Below are 15900 nucleotides of genomic sequence, written 5' to 3'. Positions count from 1 at the left end.
TCTCCTCCTTTTGATTGCGCTCATTGGCACTAAATCTACAGCAATAAGCATTCCGTATACCAAAAAGTGAATACGTAAATCCAAGTACATTAATGATCGAAACTGTTTCTGGCCATTTAGAGATTATAACTACTTAGCAATTGCATAAGTGCCTTGTGATGTATAAATCCGTTTCGCACTTGCATTTGGGTCCGTTGGCAATACAAGCTCATAGCATCCTATAGTACCTCCAGCAACAGCCACACGACACGCTTTAGATCCCAGCACACCTGAGGACAAAGCGTAAATGGGCAGATTAATCACACCTCCGCTTGCTGTCTTCAATTTACTGGTACCGATTTGCTTTTTGGTAATAAACTCCTTGTACGTAAAAGAACCGATATTATTAGAATTATCGGTGTAAGATACAGTATACCGATAACGCTTTCCAGGAATAAGTCCGGTCACTGTCTTGGAGAGAACATTACCTACATCGGCTGATTGAAAAAGAGGGGTTCCCAAATAAGCCGATCCGTTCCATTCTCCTAAAGTGAAATTTGTCGTTTTCCGACCCGAGGACGGACTCGGATCAGAGAATGCATTCCAAGTAAAGCTCGCGCTTGTTGTCCCATAGATGACTTGAGGGTTGGGATCAGATGACAAAGCTGAATCGATGGTTGTGTACATCGTGTATGGACTATTGTTATTAGAAACGTTATTAGCACGGTCATACGCCCGGAAATCTACCTGATATTTGCCATCTCCATTAATAGGAATATCGTAGTACCAGTTAGATCCACTACTGACAGCCGCCAGTTCAGTACTCCAAACTCCCCATGTTGCACCGTTATCGGTTGATTTTCTATAAAAAACACCGACTCGGGCAACTCCAGACGTGGCATCTGCAACATTCGTTATGGTATGACGGATAACACCCGAGTTTTGATTAGAGTACCGATCTCCGTCTCCATTTCCGATAACTGGAGCAGTCGTATCGCGCATTACATAAGCAGCTACGTAGCTTCCACCAAGTGCAGCGTTTCCAGCATTATCGTATGCACGGAAATGAAACTGCCAGTTGCCCTCAACATTTATATTCAACACATTGATAGAGTAACGGTTTCCCTCAACAGCTGAAGCATTTCCTATATCATAATAGGACCCATCGGGGCGTACCTGATATACCTGGACCCTATTGATACCTGTGCCACTATCTGTCACTCCGTCCACATATACGGTTGCTGAAGTTCCTGTTGTATACTGCTGTGGGCTCGGATTGCCTAAGGTCGGTGGGGTTCTGTCTGCATAGGTTAGGATTTGTCCCACCATTGCACTGTTGCCTACGGCATCGTACGTGTAAACATGTGTGGTATAAGTCCCCTCATTATTGTTGTAAGCACTAATTGGAATATCACAGTACCAAGTCCCGCCACCTGCATGACTTCCGTCTCTCCATTGGAAGTCATATCCCGGCCCTGCGGTCGGGAAACGAACCATAGACACACCTGCAATATTGTCAGATACCCCATATGCGTGTACTCTAAAGGTGGAGTTAGGTGTGATGCTTTGATAGGTTGTCCCTTGTACAGATGTTATTGTTGGTGGCGCTGTATCTACCTGAAATCCTATAACGCTATAGGTGGATTGTACACCTTGTTTATCTCGTGTGTACACCCTAAAATGATAGTTACCGTCCCCCACACCTGTAATGGTGTGATAACCTGCTCCTGATGCTATCCATCCTGTGCTACTAATAAGTGTTGCATTGTCTGCTCCATAGAGGTCAACCCAATATGCCGTCTGATAATCACCTGAGTCCGGATCATTAAAATTCCAAGTAAATGTAGGACTGGATGTTCCGAATATGTTCCAGTTTGGAGTTGTAATTACAGGTGGGTTAGGCGCAGTATTTGGCGGCGTGTAATCTACAACTATATATGGCGCATAACTTGCAGGATATCCATTACTGGAACATTCTCTGGTAAAGAAAGTAAGATAACCCAAAAACCAAGAAAGCACTATTCCATAATTTGGATTGGTTGAAGAGTGGTTTACCCACAGATTCACCCAAGTCTTTACAGTAACATCACTAATTGTAATTGACTGATTTGCAGGGTATGTTATAAGTGCATACCAACTTAACGGATTGTTATAGCCAACAGATGCATTGTTGGCAGTTATGGTAAACTCATCCCAAGGACGATTAGCGTCCGCTAAACTCATTCCCCAGTTTACTCCACCTGTTATTGTTTGATAAGGAGTCAAGACAATGGATGCACTGTTTATAACGGAACCCGCAGGTATTCCAGATAGATCAAATTTTATAAACCCTCTGCAATGGGAATCTAGAGGGATGAGCCACGAGGAACCGTAATTTACGTTTACAGTTGTTGAAAATTGATTGTTGGTATACGTATCTGCGATACTTAGGCAATTAATTATTGCCACTTTTACTCACCTCCACACTTCATCTAAATACCAAACCAGCTTAACATCAGAGTAAGTAAGCTAGTCCTTGCATACAAGTATTAGAAATTCCAGGTCAATAAAATCTAGAATTCAGGCCAATTACAAATCACTTCTAAACCAATGCTGTCCAACTACAGGACTCACAGGGTCAGAGGTTCTTACTTCCATGACACTGACCTTGGTAGCGTCTGCTCGGATCACATCAACATCTACTTTCCTTGCGATATCCGCCGCTGCAGATGGAGCTGAAACCTGGGCACGTCCAAATGAATCTCGAGCTACTATCATGCCAGCAGCTGATGATGATGTGGCTCCATGGACATTGTTTTCCGTAGCATGCGCTGCCAGATCCGTGTCTGTCGCATATTGTGGATGGGGGTCAGCTGCATTTTGATGGGCAATCAAATCTGTTTTCCTGGCCGCACTTGCATCGATAATGTCCAGGTTTTCATTGTAGGCTGCTCGGCTCACATTTTCATTCCCTAACGGCTTTTTTAAGCCTAAGTTAGGCGTTGTATCGGGCATAGTCAGGTCATTCCTTTCTAATGTAAAATCGTACACTTGCGCAGCTTCTTTATATCGTAAAAAACCGATTGATAGGTGCTTGCAAGCATCCTACAACCATCAGCTATCCAAATTAATTGATATTTGTATCTATAACTGTGTTTTCACCTACTTGATGAACAGGGGAGGCTTGAGCATACCCATTCATAAAAATATTGTTCGTAATTAAATTATGATCGCAATTTTCGCTCTCCACTACGCAGTAGTTGTAGCCTACATCCCCCGACTCATAGCATGTAAAACTATTATTGGAAATAATATTTCCATAAGCCTTCTCGGAGGGGTCTATATATTTTATAGTCACACAATCATGTGCATTGCTGGATACAGCAGCCTTTCTTCCACCAAAGCGATTGCCAGTAATGGTACAACCCCATACTCGTCCTTCCAATCTGATGCATTCCTTGCGACCCGCCTCAAATACACAGGTTTGGATTTGATTGTACGCAGACCAATGAGAGAATATATCCAACAGATTATCGGCAAAGTGGCAGGAACTAACCTGTGTGTTCCAGCCAGAAATAAGGAGTCCCGATGTACCGAATAGCCACTCCGCTGATGGGTCTTTACCATTTCCACCAATCCCACAACCAATTACTATGGAATCTCCACCCACGCCTAATCCATAATTGAAATTATTTTGAATCATGCAATTTTGTATAAAACCGCCGTACGTGTTTTCCCCATATAAGGTTAAACCGCTATAGCAGTTCGTTACCCATAGATTCTCAATCACATATTCTTGTGGACGTAGCTTGATACCTGCGTATGGAGTCCCCGTATTATTCGCATAATTCCCATCAATGAGAAAATTTCGAAAAGCTAATTTATAGATCGTTTCATTTGCTGCATAACCTGAATGTGTAAACATATCGATATGAGCACCGTTTTGCAGTCTAAATATAGTGTTATTGCCCATTCCCGAAATGTTGAGCGCATCCGTTACAAAAATCGATCCACTCAGGTTAATCTGCCCCTCTGTAAAATGAAGAGCAGACGTTTTCCAACTTCCGAAGGAGGCGGCAGGGTTTGTGCATAAGGTCTGGATTACCTCGTTAATCCTATTCTGGTCATCAACACCGGTAAGCACAATATCCGCCTTTTTCTTGGAATCCCACGTGGCGTCATGAGGCGCAATGGTTACAGCTGATTTGCCTAAATGTTGATTGCTGGAACTACTGAATCCGCCAAACGCCATTTACGCCACCTCCTGAACTTGTACAATGGTATGCGTACCTGTTATCGGGGCTTTCGCCGCCGTGAACTTCAGTCGGGCACGAAGATACTTTGAAAAAGGGGGAAATCCTCCGTAAACTCTCTTCGAGCTGCCAGCTACCGTAAAAGAAATTTCATATCCGCCCGCGTCATACCATTGCAGCCAAACTCCAGTTGTTACTTCCAGCTCCACTGTAACCGTCAGATCCTTGCTTTGGTTGCTGTTATCGATCTTGATGAATATTGCAGACGCCATAGTCACTGGGACAGGTAACGTATCGAACAATTTGATGCCGTCCCAAGAAAGTGTAGCGTTAGCAACTAATTCGGTGTTTACACTCATTGATCGGGTAGGTGCCGGATTTGTTGTACTTATCGCATTCATCCCATCCGGTCCAAAAATAACAGCTGGCACATAGAAATTGTTCCCATCTGTAGTTGCTCGAACCGCTCCTGCTTTATTGGTGCTATCTTTCGGAAATGTAAATGCCATGCTATTCAGCTCCTCTCAAACAAATTCCATTGGGTTCACTATATCCACCATATACTTCAAACTCATTCCAAGTTAGTTCCAGTTCTTCCACGCCATTCCATCTCAAGTCAAGCCCATCCAACTCATCCCAGGTCAAATACGTAAATTTAAAGTGGATTGCCAGATGTGCAGGAGAAATTTCCTGTATAGCCTTCTGAATATCCGATAGGTTTGGCGGTACGCCTCGTGTACTTATAAAATGGACAAATACTGTGTACAAAGCATCTTCCTGATACACATCGACTTCTCCATGGTCATAAGACTCCGCGACTCTTTGTATCATGCCTTTCGTTACTGTGCCTACACCCAGAAGCTTGGATTTGATAACGCTTCGACGCTGGTCGATGGGTTTACTCTGATAAGAAGGGAGCCCCAACTCCGACTCCCACCGATCCAACCCCCACGTTGCCGTTTCCACAAAAAACTGATTGAGAACATCGCCCACATCTGCTGTCAGGAGATCGAGTTGTTTCCCTTCGGCTTCCATCACAACGCGTGTTTCACGAACCTTTTCATAATAAGAAGGAAGAAGATCAAGCATTCGCTGGCCAGCTGCCGATGCAATCGTAAACTCACTCATCCAGTATCACCGTACCTTTTACGGCTACTTCACCCAGATGTATAGAGATGTTAGATGTCCCGCCATTAACCAGAAGGTTTGAATAATCCTGCACACCGGCTGAATCCAGCAGCAGCGCACCAATACGCACATATTTAACAGAAGGGTCAATCCCAAAGGTTAGACTCTTCAGGTAAGCTGTTAAATCAGTTCCAAAGTCAGCTGCCACCTGCGAAAGTGTACGGGTACCGTTGAGTACAACCTCGGCCGTTACATCAATGTCAATACCAGCTGCCGCTACTACCGTCACCGCAGCTCCGATCGGTGCCTTGCCATCCCCCATCCCTGCTTCCGGCGAGATGTAGTTCTGGACCTCCTCAACCAGCTGAATAGAAGCAGGCTGCTGATCGGCATCAATCACATACAGCTTAACCGTACCCGGACCATCCCATAAGGGCTTAACCGCAGCATCTCCTACACCAGCTACCTGCAACGCCCAATTCCGGTAATCAGCCTTATTGCCGCTTGTTGACGGTTCCCGAACGGTAGTCAAATATTCCTTGCGCAGTTCTTCATCTGTTTGAATGTCTGTACCCGGAATAAGGAGCTCCGAAATAGTAACAGCAGCCAAACCGGATATATAATCGATTGGCAGCAGCGCACCCGTAACCGCATTTCCGACGGAGCCCGCCAATTCACATTGCAATTGGAATTGTCCTACCGTGATTTTTTCGGTTACAACAAAATTCAGCTTGCCAGCCGAGTACCGACTCCCTAGAGGGACATCAAAGGGACTCCCATTACCATTAACAAATAAACCCTTATGAACCGCCTTCGCCGCTGGTCTTCGGGTAACACCATAATCGGCAGTTCTTAGATCAAGGTACATACCGGTAGCCGTTTGTGCAGAAGCCTGACGTAGATTGATATCCAGCTCGATATACATATTAGCCAGCTCCACAGCAGCCGGTGCCAATGCGGTATACACAATACTCCCCTCCCGCTTATCTACATCAGAGGGCACAACCGCGAGCATACGTGCCATAATTGCAGGGAAAGATTGATTTTCATACAAGTGCATTCACCTCTTTCGAAACACGAAAATTGCCTTGCTTGCTGATTACTGTGAAGGTTACTACAGCCTCATCGCCCTTAATTAACACCTGCCAGTCCTGAACATCGCGTATTCGATCATCCTGCATGAGTGCCTCCCGAATCAGGCGAGTGATCCTCGACTCAAAAAATAGAGAGTCGTTATCTGTCCTATTGCTATTTTCAAAACCATAATTTGTGCTATAGATAAGATGCTCGAATCTCTCCGTCTGCAGAATTTGATAGACTGTCTGCTGGATCGACTCTAATCCATCGATCATGCCCATGATGCGGCCTGTCGCCACATCAAGCCTGTAGGTTCGGCTCGGCTGCTGTACGACCTTCGTAACCTTTGCCGTGGATAACTGACCGCCTTGTGGAATCATGGCTGCACCACCCGATCCAGGACAATAAATTGCTGTCCTCCCTGCATCCTGACCAGCAGCACCTTATCTCCTGCTTCCAAACCACGTCGGATAACAATGGGCTCCATCAGTGCCGTGTCCGTACTTCGCGTTCCATCGCCGCCAGCACCTGAGTCCTGATAGCTATGCTGATGATTCAATTCAATCGTGAACGCTGACAGACTTTCCGGGATAATTAAAAAATCCTCCGATAACGTGAAACGCTGTTCCACGTTCACTTCAAGAGGATTAGAGCTCGTTACATTACCGAACAGAATATTGACCGGATTGCCTGCCTCAACCGCACCCGATCCCGCCTGCTTAATAATATTCAGTATTCGATCCATCAAAACACCTTCATTTCCAGCGACATGGTGTGATCATCACCTTCAAATTTGTGTACACATTCCTCTACCAGCATAAACTGCGATAAGCCCAGTGATTCAATAAATACGGGAGCCAGACATCCTGCACGAACGCGAACATTTCCGATTTCCTCAATACTAAGCGTTTTCTGCTCACGGTTCTTAAGCTTCAGCAAATTGGACAGACGTTCATTGATCTGCGCCTCGTTCAAGCCATCATCGACTTTTTGATGAAGCTGCAGGCGCCCCCATTTGGCAATGTTGCCGGGATCTTCCAGTCCACGCACGCGGTCCTCCGGTTCTTTGCCAGCCCGCACCAGCTCGATCCGATTGTACGTTTCGTTATCAATAGAGCGGCTGAAGGAATAGTCCGTCATTAAGCCCCCCTCGCCAAGCGAAAAATCAAGCAGCATCGTCGTCACATCCCGCAAAGCCATTTGGCCAAAATCATCAAACAAGACATAGATACGACCTGTGGAGACCAGGGTTAAATCCAATGCCTTACAGATCATATCCATCAGCTTGGTGTTGTCCTCCGCCATTGTAGGAATGACATAATTGGACTCATCCAGTTGCCCTGTCTTCAGATTATATTTGCGTGCGATCATCTGAACAATTTCTGAGGCAGTCTTGGCTGAAAATATAAGGGTATCATTAAACAGCAAATATCGGAGCTGGTCATAGGCAGTGACCTTCACATCCTCATCCTGCCCGCTATCGATTTTAAAAACGTATCCGTAAAATACGTTCATGCCGTCTTTACGAACGCGGACGATATCCCCATTTTCTATTCGAAAGTCTTTATTCTGATAAATAGCTCCCTTAACAAATGTAAAGTCAAGACTACCAGCTTTACCGATCCGGCTTGTTTTCCAGGTGACATTCGAGACCAGATCCGCAATGTCCCATATGTTTCCGTTTTTATTATCAATCATCACCTCAAGCATCGGCTTCTCCTCCAGGTATTTTAAGTACGAGTCCTATCGGCAGCCTCCTTAAATCGGCATCGGGAATACCGTTATACTCCTGTATCTCCGGATATCTCGAACCATCGCCCCATACTCGCTGTGCGGCACTCCATAACCCTTCACCTTTCCTTAATACATACGTGTCGGGGACTTCCCGCTCATCAGGACGCGGAGGCTCATCGCTCTGCAGTTGAACGCTATCCTCCTGCTCCGAAGATGTACCTGTGCTATCCACTTTCGGAACAATCGTGACCTTCTTGGCCGCATAAAAGGCATACTTTTTGAGCGATAGCTGGTATTGAATATCTCCTGGAGAGCCTGCTTCTTCCTTCCACTCGAAGCGTTCAATGCTCATCGGCATATCAATGACATAGGTACTGCTGACAGCATGAAACCGGATAGGTCGCTTTCTTTCTCGCCATTGCCTGATTTTCTCCAGATAATGCTGCGGCTCCAGACGCTCGTCCTCTTTTACAATCACAAATGGATAACGATACGCCGGGAATATCCCGGAAAAGCTTATTTCAGTCAGCTTGGGCGCTTTAATCACATTAATTTCACCCAATCCCGCTACCGTATAAGACTTGCCATCACCGCTTTCCTTAATCTCAATCGTATCGGGATTAACTGGGATCAAAAAAGAGTCGGCGTAGTTACTGAAGCTGAGTTCAATCCCATATCCTCCAGCCGTTATCATGTATAGGTCCCCTTCGCTGATGAAGTAAACTGCTCCTCCAGATGATCCCCGATACGCTTGATAATGTCGTGCACATCGGCACCATTGTTGATATCTCCAGTCTGCACCTGAACCGTAGGGGTCAAGGAGACAAAGTTCTGGATACTCTGCATTTCTGCGATGTCCCGCATCACCTTCAAATCCTCTGACGAAATATCGACCGTATCCTCGATGTTACCAACCGTATCCACCTTGCCAATATTGGCTTTATGATTCGTATTCCAGCCACTCAACAAGTTCTGGTCTGCCTTGGGCATTTCCATTGCCTTCATATTACCAACCAGATCGACACCCACACTATATCCCTGTTGGGCCATAGCAACCGGGTCCAACATATCCATACGTGTAAGCTTCAGCACGTCCTTGGTAGTTGTCGGTTTTTGCAAGCTGGACATAAGTCCTTTGACCACACTATTAGCACCTTTAATATTTTCAATATCAAAAGGGGTAACCGGCTGAAATGTTTGCGTGCCAAAAAATTTATTGAACGCCCCGCCCAGATCATTCCAGACCCCAATAACTGCATTGGCTGCTTCAGCCATCATTCGATAAAAAGACTGCGTAAATCCCTCCACACTGCGTGTCATCACATCCAAATAATTGAGGACAACCATAGCCAGTTCATAGAATAAGCTTTGGATGGCATACAAGGGATCAATGAAAATATTGTATAAATATTCTACGAAGCTCGCGAACACATTCCATAACAAAGCGATGTAATTATATATTCCTGCATATAAAGCATAAAAGAAACCGATAATCGCGCCTATGATCTGCTCTGTCGTGACTCCGAATTGCTGTAATACCAACATAAGACCAACAACAATCGCGGCAATCAGTAGAATTGGCCAGGCCGCGGTTAGCCAGGCTACCGCCATTTCGATAAGCGCTGCCACAACCACGCCGCTAATGACCATCGCTATCCCCAAAAGAATGCTGCGCACAATCGGCCAATTCGCCTGCATCACTCCCCACAGCCACATGGCTTGGTTGACCAGAAAAGCAACGCCTTGGGCAGCCATGTTCAACCCGATAGACAAACCATCAAAAAATGGTTGAAATTTCTTATCTTCAAAAGCTTTGTTAAGCATTTCAATAACCGGTGCTATCGTATTCAATGCCTGCGTGCCTGAATTGGCCATTGCTGTAGTCGCATTGGTTTTTAAATCTCCAAACTGTTTACCGGGGCTTGCACCTATTTTATCGTAGGCAGCCTTACCCATGTTTTGGCTGTCCATCGCTTTTTCGAGAGCCGTCAAAAACTCCGGCATCTTATTCTGTTTGGCCAAATCCTCAATTTTGAATTTCTTAAGGACCGACTCTGGAATATTAAAGTCATCGCTTAATGCGCCGGTATCGCCTTTCATTGCACTCTTTAAGGCATCGACCGCATCTTCACTGGTTTTACCTTTCCCATTCGTATCCCCAAGATATAAGGTAAGATCATGCAGCTTGTCCAATTGATCCGTATTCTGTGTCATTGGAAAGAAAGCGAGCGTATTTTTTAAAGATTCGTTAACGTCTTCGCCAGCCTGCATAGCACGTTCCTTGAAATGCTGGAACATCGCGGTGCCAACCTGATCATTACCTGTCCGCGCCTTGAACATTGCCTCCATATCCCCCTGCTTCATCGCGGCTCCAAGTGTCGCCTCAAGCAGCTTCTGGGCATTGGCAATGTTCAGATACTCTGCAGCAATACCGCGCAGTCTGCCAAGCAGTCCCTCTGATTTCCCTCCATCTGAAGGAGCACCGGATGAAGATCCCGGCGGGGGTGGGGGCGGTTTAGGCGGACCGGGGGGTAAGCTGCTTTTAAGCAGTTTGCGGATACCCAAAAGAAGCAACAACACCAGCTTCCTAATATTCTGAAGCAGGTCTGTAAGTGCAGTAGGCAGCGTGACCTGAATATCAGCCTGAATCGTGCCAATAGCAGTAATAATCCGCTGCCGCAGATGCACGGCTTCCGCAATGACCTCTGCCGAGTTCAAACCGATTTCTATCTTCAGAAGACCCCCCGTTACTCCTACCAGAAGTGTCTTCAGTGAAGCAATTTTCCCCACTACAGCTGAAACATTCATGTCTACTTTGATCTTGGGCAGCTTCAGATGACCTTCCAGACGTGAACTAAGCCTCTTAGCATCTTCTATTGCATCGAAGCTAGCCAGCACCACCTTAGCCAAAACGTGGGATAAACCCCTTTCTACATTGCCTTTAATTAAAGGTATTTGCCAAGCCACATCAGAGTCGTCTAGAATGATCAGAATAGGAGCTGTACTATTTATCGTATGGATCTGATGCTTCACTTTGTTGATTTCCGTCAATGCATCTGTTGCGCTCATATTGAGCGTGATCGTTGCCGATAACTCTCTTTTCAGACGTTCTGCGGCCGTGATGACTGAATTGATACCACGCTCGGCTTTATCCAATGTAGTAGTGAATTGGTCAAACAATTGCAAGCTAGCACTAATGGTAGCCATTTTCATTCCTCCTTTCCTCAAAACGTAAATAGAAAAAAGCACCCGACTGCAGGCGCTTTTCCCTTCCGCACTTTACCGTTTTCATTTTTTGGAGCGACTCTTTTCAGCTTCGATCCGCACATCAATCATCGCGTAGATTGCCGCTTTTTCACGGCGCTTCATCTTGACCAGATGATGCGGCAAAATGTTAAGCTCGTGAAGGGCGTAGTAAGCATAATTAGCCTCGCCATCGCCCTCCTTGATTAGTTTTTTACTTCGTCAACCAGCTCATTCATATCCTTGTCAAAGCCGTTGATTTGCTGCACCTTCTCGGCTAGCGAGCTGTATTCACCAGGCAAGAGCATCTTCCGCAGCAGATCCTCCGCTCCGCGAACGCCATACGACTCCTGCAAGCTGGCATCCTTCAGGTTAGGGAATGCCACACTTGCAACAACAAGCTTGGCCATGTATTCATTCGGATTGGTTTCCGGAACCGTTACTCCCTTTTTAACCTGAACACGCTTGGTTGCTGCTGCCCGAATCTCTTCGTTCTGCGCTTCCGTCATGCCGCAAAGCTGCCAGGCTAGAGGACTTCCGTCCTTATCCTTAAATCGAGTCGAAACCACAAAGTCCTCTATTGTCACGGTTCCGGCATTTTGTGCGTAAAATGCGCTTAAATCACTCATGGTTAACCTCCGTTGATGTTATTTTTTCAAAACAGTAAATGGATCTTTAATTTCCACACCATCAAAGGTAAAGGAAACCTCTTCCTCCAAAGCCGTAGAATCCGTATCCAGGGATGCCATAATCACACTGTCCAGATTAACGTTCTTGAGCACGACTGTTTGTTTGCCAGCAGTTGATGCCGGATCATCATTGGTCACCTTAATGTCAAAATAGATGTCTTTACCTGAATCGATATACTCGTACATCATCTGGCGAAATACCGATGTCACATAATAAATCGTCATCGATCCGGTACCCTTCCAACCATTGGCCTTATGCTGGGTTCCACGACGGCCAAGTGTCTTGATATCGGTTTTTTCCTTCTCAACCTTTGCTTCAAGCTTTTTCACGTAGAACATTTCTTCGGAATCCATTTTGCCGGACGCGTTCGGAATCATTGCATACGCTGTTCCTTCTTGACCTGAAATCGTATCGCGCGCATTTAAAAATGCCATATTAGCTCACGCTCACTTTCATATATACTTTTTCAATGCTGTCCACAGGTTGAACGGCTACTTCCACATATACACTATCAGCATCCGTACCTTGAATAATTTTTACATCCGTTGCCGAATTGACGTTTTGCAGAGCATTAAGGCCTTCCAAAGTTTTGAGATAAGTAATGTACTCATTCCACAGCAGATCCCGTCCGTCCGCGTTATTATCAATCTTACCACCGTAATATAGATCAAATATTTTTTTGAAATCGTTCGCGATACCGTCCAGTACACGAATCACTCGATTCTTGGAGAACGGTTTACCTTTGTCAGGTGTATAGCCTGTGAACGTATTCAGATCGACCTCAACCTTGGTTTTGCCCTGATTCGGTGTGAACAGGAATTCGCCCGCAATAATCGCCGCTTCAATCTGTGCGTTCGTATATCGAGTGCCGACATCCACCGCATCATCGTAAGCATCGTAGGTAAGTGATTGGCTCATCTGTGCCGCTGCAGTTGCCGCCGCTACCCACACGGAAGCCTGGGCTGCCGTAAGGCTTGTACCATCGGAAAGCTTGACCCCATTTTTGACGCTAATTACGCCTTCATGGTTAGCAGACGCGTAATTTTCCGTAACGAATTGAACTTTTTTACCTTCAACATCACGCAGACGTTTGATGAATGCCGCATATAGAGCTTTCAGGTCATTCGCCGTTCCCGGGTAAGCCACTGTATTAAAATCCTGCAGTTCAACCGCAGCCATATAGTCGATGTGATCAGCATTGGTTATTGTTCCATCTGCGCCACCGACCAACGGAGCACCTGCAGTAGCAGCCAACGTACCTGTTCCGCTAAATACGATCCAATCATTGCTGACGAGCCCTGCGATGCTGGACACGGTCTGGATGTTTTTCTCCACACCTGCAAGCAATGTTTTCACATCGAACTTGTCATTGTCATCGACATTAGTCTGGATAACCACCGTCAAGTCATTACCACGCAGTCCTCCGTGCTTCGCCGTCGCCGTCAGGTTCCCTGATGTGACAGCAGCTTTGGTACCATTGTTCAACCGATACAGCAGCACGGTTCTCGCTCTCTTGAATGCTTCGCGAAGCAGCAGCATTTGCGATGAAGTGATATCATAGCCCAGCAGGGCGGATACATCCTCACCATTGGTAATACTCAAGATTTGCTTGGAAGGTCCCCAGTCGAGCGATAGCGCCATCGTCATAATACCGCGCTCCCCCACTGCTCCTACTGGCGTACCTTGACCGACGAAATTGATATATGTGCCTGGTCTTACTTTATTTTGTGTAACCCATGTGCCTCCAGCCATTTACTCCACCACCCTCAATAAGAATATATTTACAATATGATCTACCTCAGCCTCGGTATACAACTGATCCTCTTCCAGCAGCGCACTCAGCATATCCTTTTGTTGTGCGGTATATTTTCTGGCCGCATGGAGCTGCTGTTTGGTAAACGTAGGCGACGCTGCTGTGCTTCCCGGTTCTTTTACTTCCTCGTAAGCTGGTTCTGTATTCATCGTATGTGTCCCTCCTGCTCAATGGTTTCCATCAAAGATGGAACGGTTTCCTGCTCGTGGATCAGGCGAATGCTGAAGCTGATATTAAACTGAAGCTCCTCGTCAACGACCTCATACTTCATGCCGCTTCCCCGATACAGGATGTTATCCGATACGACGCATTCCAGCTGGCTATACAATCGTTCCCCCATCCTTAGGCAATCCGCTCTCTGCGTCAAACTGCCTGGGTCCGGGAAAAATTGGATCGCGAATGTCATACTACGCCGATATCTCCGGTTGATTTCCTTTTGCTGCGTACTATCCACAAGACTAACCAAAAAAGCTGGCTTCTGTGCGTCTCCAGGCATTTGCTCATTGTACCTTCCATAGCCGGGCTCAAGTTCCTCCAGCCTTGCAAGCATGCCGCTTTTGATATCCTCACTGATCACAAGCTTCACCTCCAATACCGATCTATGAACTTCTGCAGCTTTTGCTCCAGCATATTCGGCAGCTCGCGTTCCAATTGTTCCACGGATACAGCCAGCATGTGCTTGCCTGGAACCCACTCATGAAGATTTGTCGTATGATATCCATATTCGACATTTGAAGCGTTGGGATCCGTGTTGCTGACCTCGATTCGAACGTCTGACCCTGTTCTCCGCACGGGTCCAACAGTCCAGCTCTTTCGAAGATTTCCCACATCCGCCGGTGTCAGGGCTACCGCTTTGGCCCGTAGCTCTGCAGCCAGTTCTTTCATACACTTTTCCTCAAAGCCTGAAAAGGACTGCTTCAGCTTCTGTAACTCCTGCTGCTGCTTCTTCCATTTCCTGAAATCAAAATCACCAAGGCGGCTCATAGATTGTCCACCTTCAGCTTCGTATTCGCCGATCCGGCCTCTGTGATGTTGATAACACACCTTTCATCGATCATCTCTCCTTCAAGCCCCATAGATAACCTGAAGACTGTAGGAAGTGATGTCCTGTTCTTTAACGACGACAGTACCCAAACGTCTGCATCCTCCACAATACCCTCACCCCATCCTGTTGAACGAATGACGAAAAATAAGAACATTTGTTCCCATCTTACTTATAGGTGGCAATCGTAAGGGGCGGTTTTATCATCAGAATGGACCAGAAATCGCATCATAATTTCCTTTACAGCAATAACTTCAGGAACACCGAATAATTTGTAACTAAATGATGAAAAAACTATTGTCTCGCAGCGTTATAAGGTATACAATATAGCTTAGCAATTACTTGGTTCGCAGCAGCTTAGACACGGAAACTTTCTAACTTCTATGTGATTTTTTTCACAAGTGAATGGATAATATAATAATAACCTATATTATATTTCATATAGATCGCGGAATATCGTTTATTGCTACTTGCGAACAATTCAGATGAATAAAGGAGGAACAAAGAATGGCACAAACCACTGCTCAAGTATCAGAACAAGAAGTTTCAGTAGCTCCGGCAACCGTTAAAGCAGATGTATTGGATCAATTGTTAAAACCTGAGGTACAAGAGGCATTGACCGTATTGGTAGATCAACTGCCACGACTTACGGAAATGATGACTCTGCTTACCAAAACGTATGATTTGGCTAATAAAGTAGCCAACGACCGTGTGTTGATTCAAGACATGGTAGGCGGCATTCAGGAAGTTGTCAAACCAATTGAGGAAAAAGTAAAAGGTTACGCATCGGCTGCTATTGAAGCCAACGATCGCGCTGATCAAAGCGAAGCCACGATTGGCCTATTTGGCATGCTAAAGCTGCTTAAAGATCCGGAACTGCAAAAAATGCTTCGTTTTAGCCAGGCATACCTTGACATTTTAAGCGAAAGAAAAAAGCAAGATCACCTATAAAACAACCTATT

19 protein-coding genes are annotated in these 15900 nt (G+C 45.8%); 1 reads left to right on the top strand and 18 read right to left on the bottom strand.

From position 1 onward, the window contains the following. Window positions 1-129 precede the first annotated feature (129 nt). The 18 genes from BK127_RS22970 to BK127_RS22885 all read right to left on the bottom strand — a co-directional run bounded on the left by BK127_RS22970 (window position 130) and on the right by BK127_RS22885 (window position 15095). Window positions 130-2427 (bottom strand): DNRLRE domain-containing protein, encoded by a 2298-nt coding sequence (locus BK127_RS22970; protein ID WP_144026535.1) that lies wholly within the window; start codon window positions 2425-2427, stop codon window positions 130-132. Between the two features lie 120 nt (window positions 2428-2547). Next, complete coding sequence (locus tag BK127_RS22965) at window positions 2548-2973, bottom strand: hypothetical protein (protein WP_076233854.1); 426 nt, start codon at window positions 2971-2973, stop codon at window positions 2548-2550. A gap of 112 nt (window positions 2974-3085) precedes the next feature. Then, window positions 3086-4210, bottom strand: a complete 1125-nt coding sequence (locus BK127_RS22960; protein WP_076233853.1) for a hypothetical protein — start codon at window positions 4208-4210, stop codon at window positions 3086-3088. Then, on the bottom strand, window positions 4211-4720 hold the full coding sequence (locus BK127_RS22955) for a hypothetical protein (protein ID WP_076233852.1): 510 nt from the start codon (window positions 4718-4720) through the stop codon (window positions 4211-4213). 1 nt (window position 4721) lies between these two features. Then, a complete protein-coding gene (locus BK127_RS22950) occupies window positions 4722-5339 on the bottom strand; it encodes a putative phage tail protein (protein ID WP_076233851.1) in 618 nt (205 codons plus the stop codon). Further along, the gene (locus tag BK127_RS22945) at window positions 5332-6399 is read right to left on the bottom strand and encodes a baseplate J/gp47 family protein (protein WP_256711411.1); all 1068 of its coding nucleotides are present in this window, start codon (window positions 6397-6399) and stop codon (window positions 5332-5334) included. The genes BK127_RS22950 and BK127_RS22945 overlap by 8 nt, the downstream gene beginning before the upstream one ends. Beyond that, entirely contained in the window at window positions 6386-6796 is a 411-nt protein-coding gene (locus BK127_RS22940) for a DUF2634 domain-containing protein (RefSeq protein ID WP_076233849.1), read from the bottom strand. The genes BK127_RS22945 and BK127_RS22940 overlap by 14 nt, the downstream gene beginning before the upstream one ends. Continuing rightward, window positions 6793-7161: a DUF2577 domain-containing protein gene (locus BK127_RS22935; RefSeq protein WP_076233848.1), complete on the bottom strand. Its 369-nt coding sequence runs from the start codon at window positions 7159-7161 to the stop codon at window positions 6793-6795. The genes BK127_RS22940 and BK127_RS22935 overlap by 4 nt, the downstream gene beginning before the upstream one ends. Next, the gene (locus BK127_RS22930; protein ID WP_076233847.1) at window positions 7161-8126 is read right to left on the bottom strand and encodes an XkdQ/YqbQ family protein; all 966 of its coding nucleotides are present in this window, start codon (window positions 8124-8126) and stop codon (window positions 7161-7163) included. The genes BK127_RS22935 and BK127_RS22930 overlap by 1 nt, the downstream gene beginning before the upstream one ends. Continuing rightward, window positions 8119-8844, bottom strand: coding sequence for a LysM peptidoglycan-binding domain-containing protein (locus BK127_RS22925; protein ID WP_076233846.1), 726 nt, complete (start codon window positions 8842-8844; stop codon window positions 8119-8121). Before BK127_RS22925 ends, BK127_RS22930 begins: the two co-directional genes overlap by 8 nt. After that, entirely contained in the window at window positions 8841-11357 is a 2517-nt protein-coding gene (locus BK127_RS22920) for a hypothetical protein (protein WP_076233845.1), read from the bottom strand. The genes BK127_RS22925 and BK127_RS22920 overlap by 4 nt, the downstream gene beginning before the upstream one ends. Before the next feature lie 242 nt (window positions 11358-11599). Further along, complete coding sequence (locus tag BK127_RS22915) at window positions 11600-12022, bottom strand: phage tail assembly chaperone (RefSeq protein WP_076233844.1); 423 nt, start codon at window positions 12020-12022, stop codon at window positions 11600-11602. 18 nt (window positions 12023-12040) lie between these two features. Next, entirely contained in the window at window positions 12041-12517 is a 477-nt protein-coding gene (locus BK127_RS22910) for a phage tail tube protein (RefSeq protein WP_076233843.1), read from the bottom strand. 1 nt (window position 12518) lies between these two features. Further along, on the bottom strand, window positions 12519-13835 hold the full coding sequence (locus tag BK127_RS22905) for a phage tail sheath family protein (protein ID WP_076233842.1): 1317 nt from the start codon (window positions 13833-13835) through the stop codon (window positions 12519-12521). Then, window positions 13836-14045 (bottom strand): hypothetical protein, encoded by a 210-nt coding sequence (locus tag BK127_RS22900; protein ID WP_076233841.1) that lies wholly within the window; start codon window positions 14043-14045, stop codon window positions 13836-13838. Next, window positions 14042-14482: a phage tail terminator family protein gene (locus tag BK127_RS22895; RefSeq protein WP_179097575.1), complete on the bottom strand. Its 441-nt coding sequence runs from the start codon at window positions 14480-14482 to the stop codon at window positions 14042-14044. The genes BK127_RS22900 and BK127_RS22895 overlap by 4 nt, the downstream gene beginning before the upstream one ends. Further along, the gene (locus BK127_RS22890; protein WP_076233839.1) at window positions 14479-14880 is read right to left on the bottom strand and encodes an HK97 gp10 family phage protein; all 402 of its coding nucleotides are present in this window, start codon (window positions 14878-14880) and stop codon (window positions 14479-14481) included. Before BK127_RS22890 ends, BK127_RS22895 begins: the two co-directional genes overlap by 4 nt. Beyond that, a complete protein-coding gene (locus tag BK127_RS22885; protein WP_076233838.1) occupies window positions 14877-15095 on the bottom strand; it encodes a hypothetical protein in 219 nt (72 codons plus the stop codon). Before BK127_RS22885 ends, BK127_RS22890 begins: the two co-directional genes overlap by 4 nt. 350 nt (window positions 15096-15445) lie before the next feature. Here BK127_RS22885 and BK127_RS22880 point away from each other — a divergent pair, with 350 nt between their 5' ends. Beyond that, window positions 15446-15889, top strand: coding sequence for a DUF1641 domain-containing protein (locus BK127_RS22880; protein WP_076233837.1), 444 nt, complete (start codon window positions 15446-15448; stop codon window positions 15887-15889). Window positions 15890-15900: the final 11 nt, after the last annotated feature.

It is taken from the genome of Paenibacillus sp. FSL H7-0331 (assembly GCF_001956045.1).
Note: the sequence above shows the minus strand (reverse complement) of the source record. Positions and strands in the feature narration are given on the sequence as shown.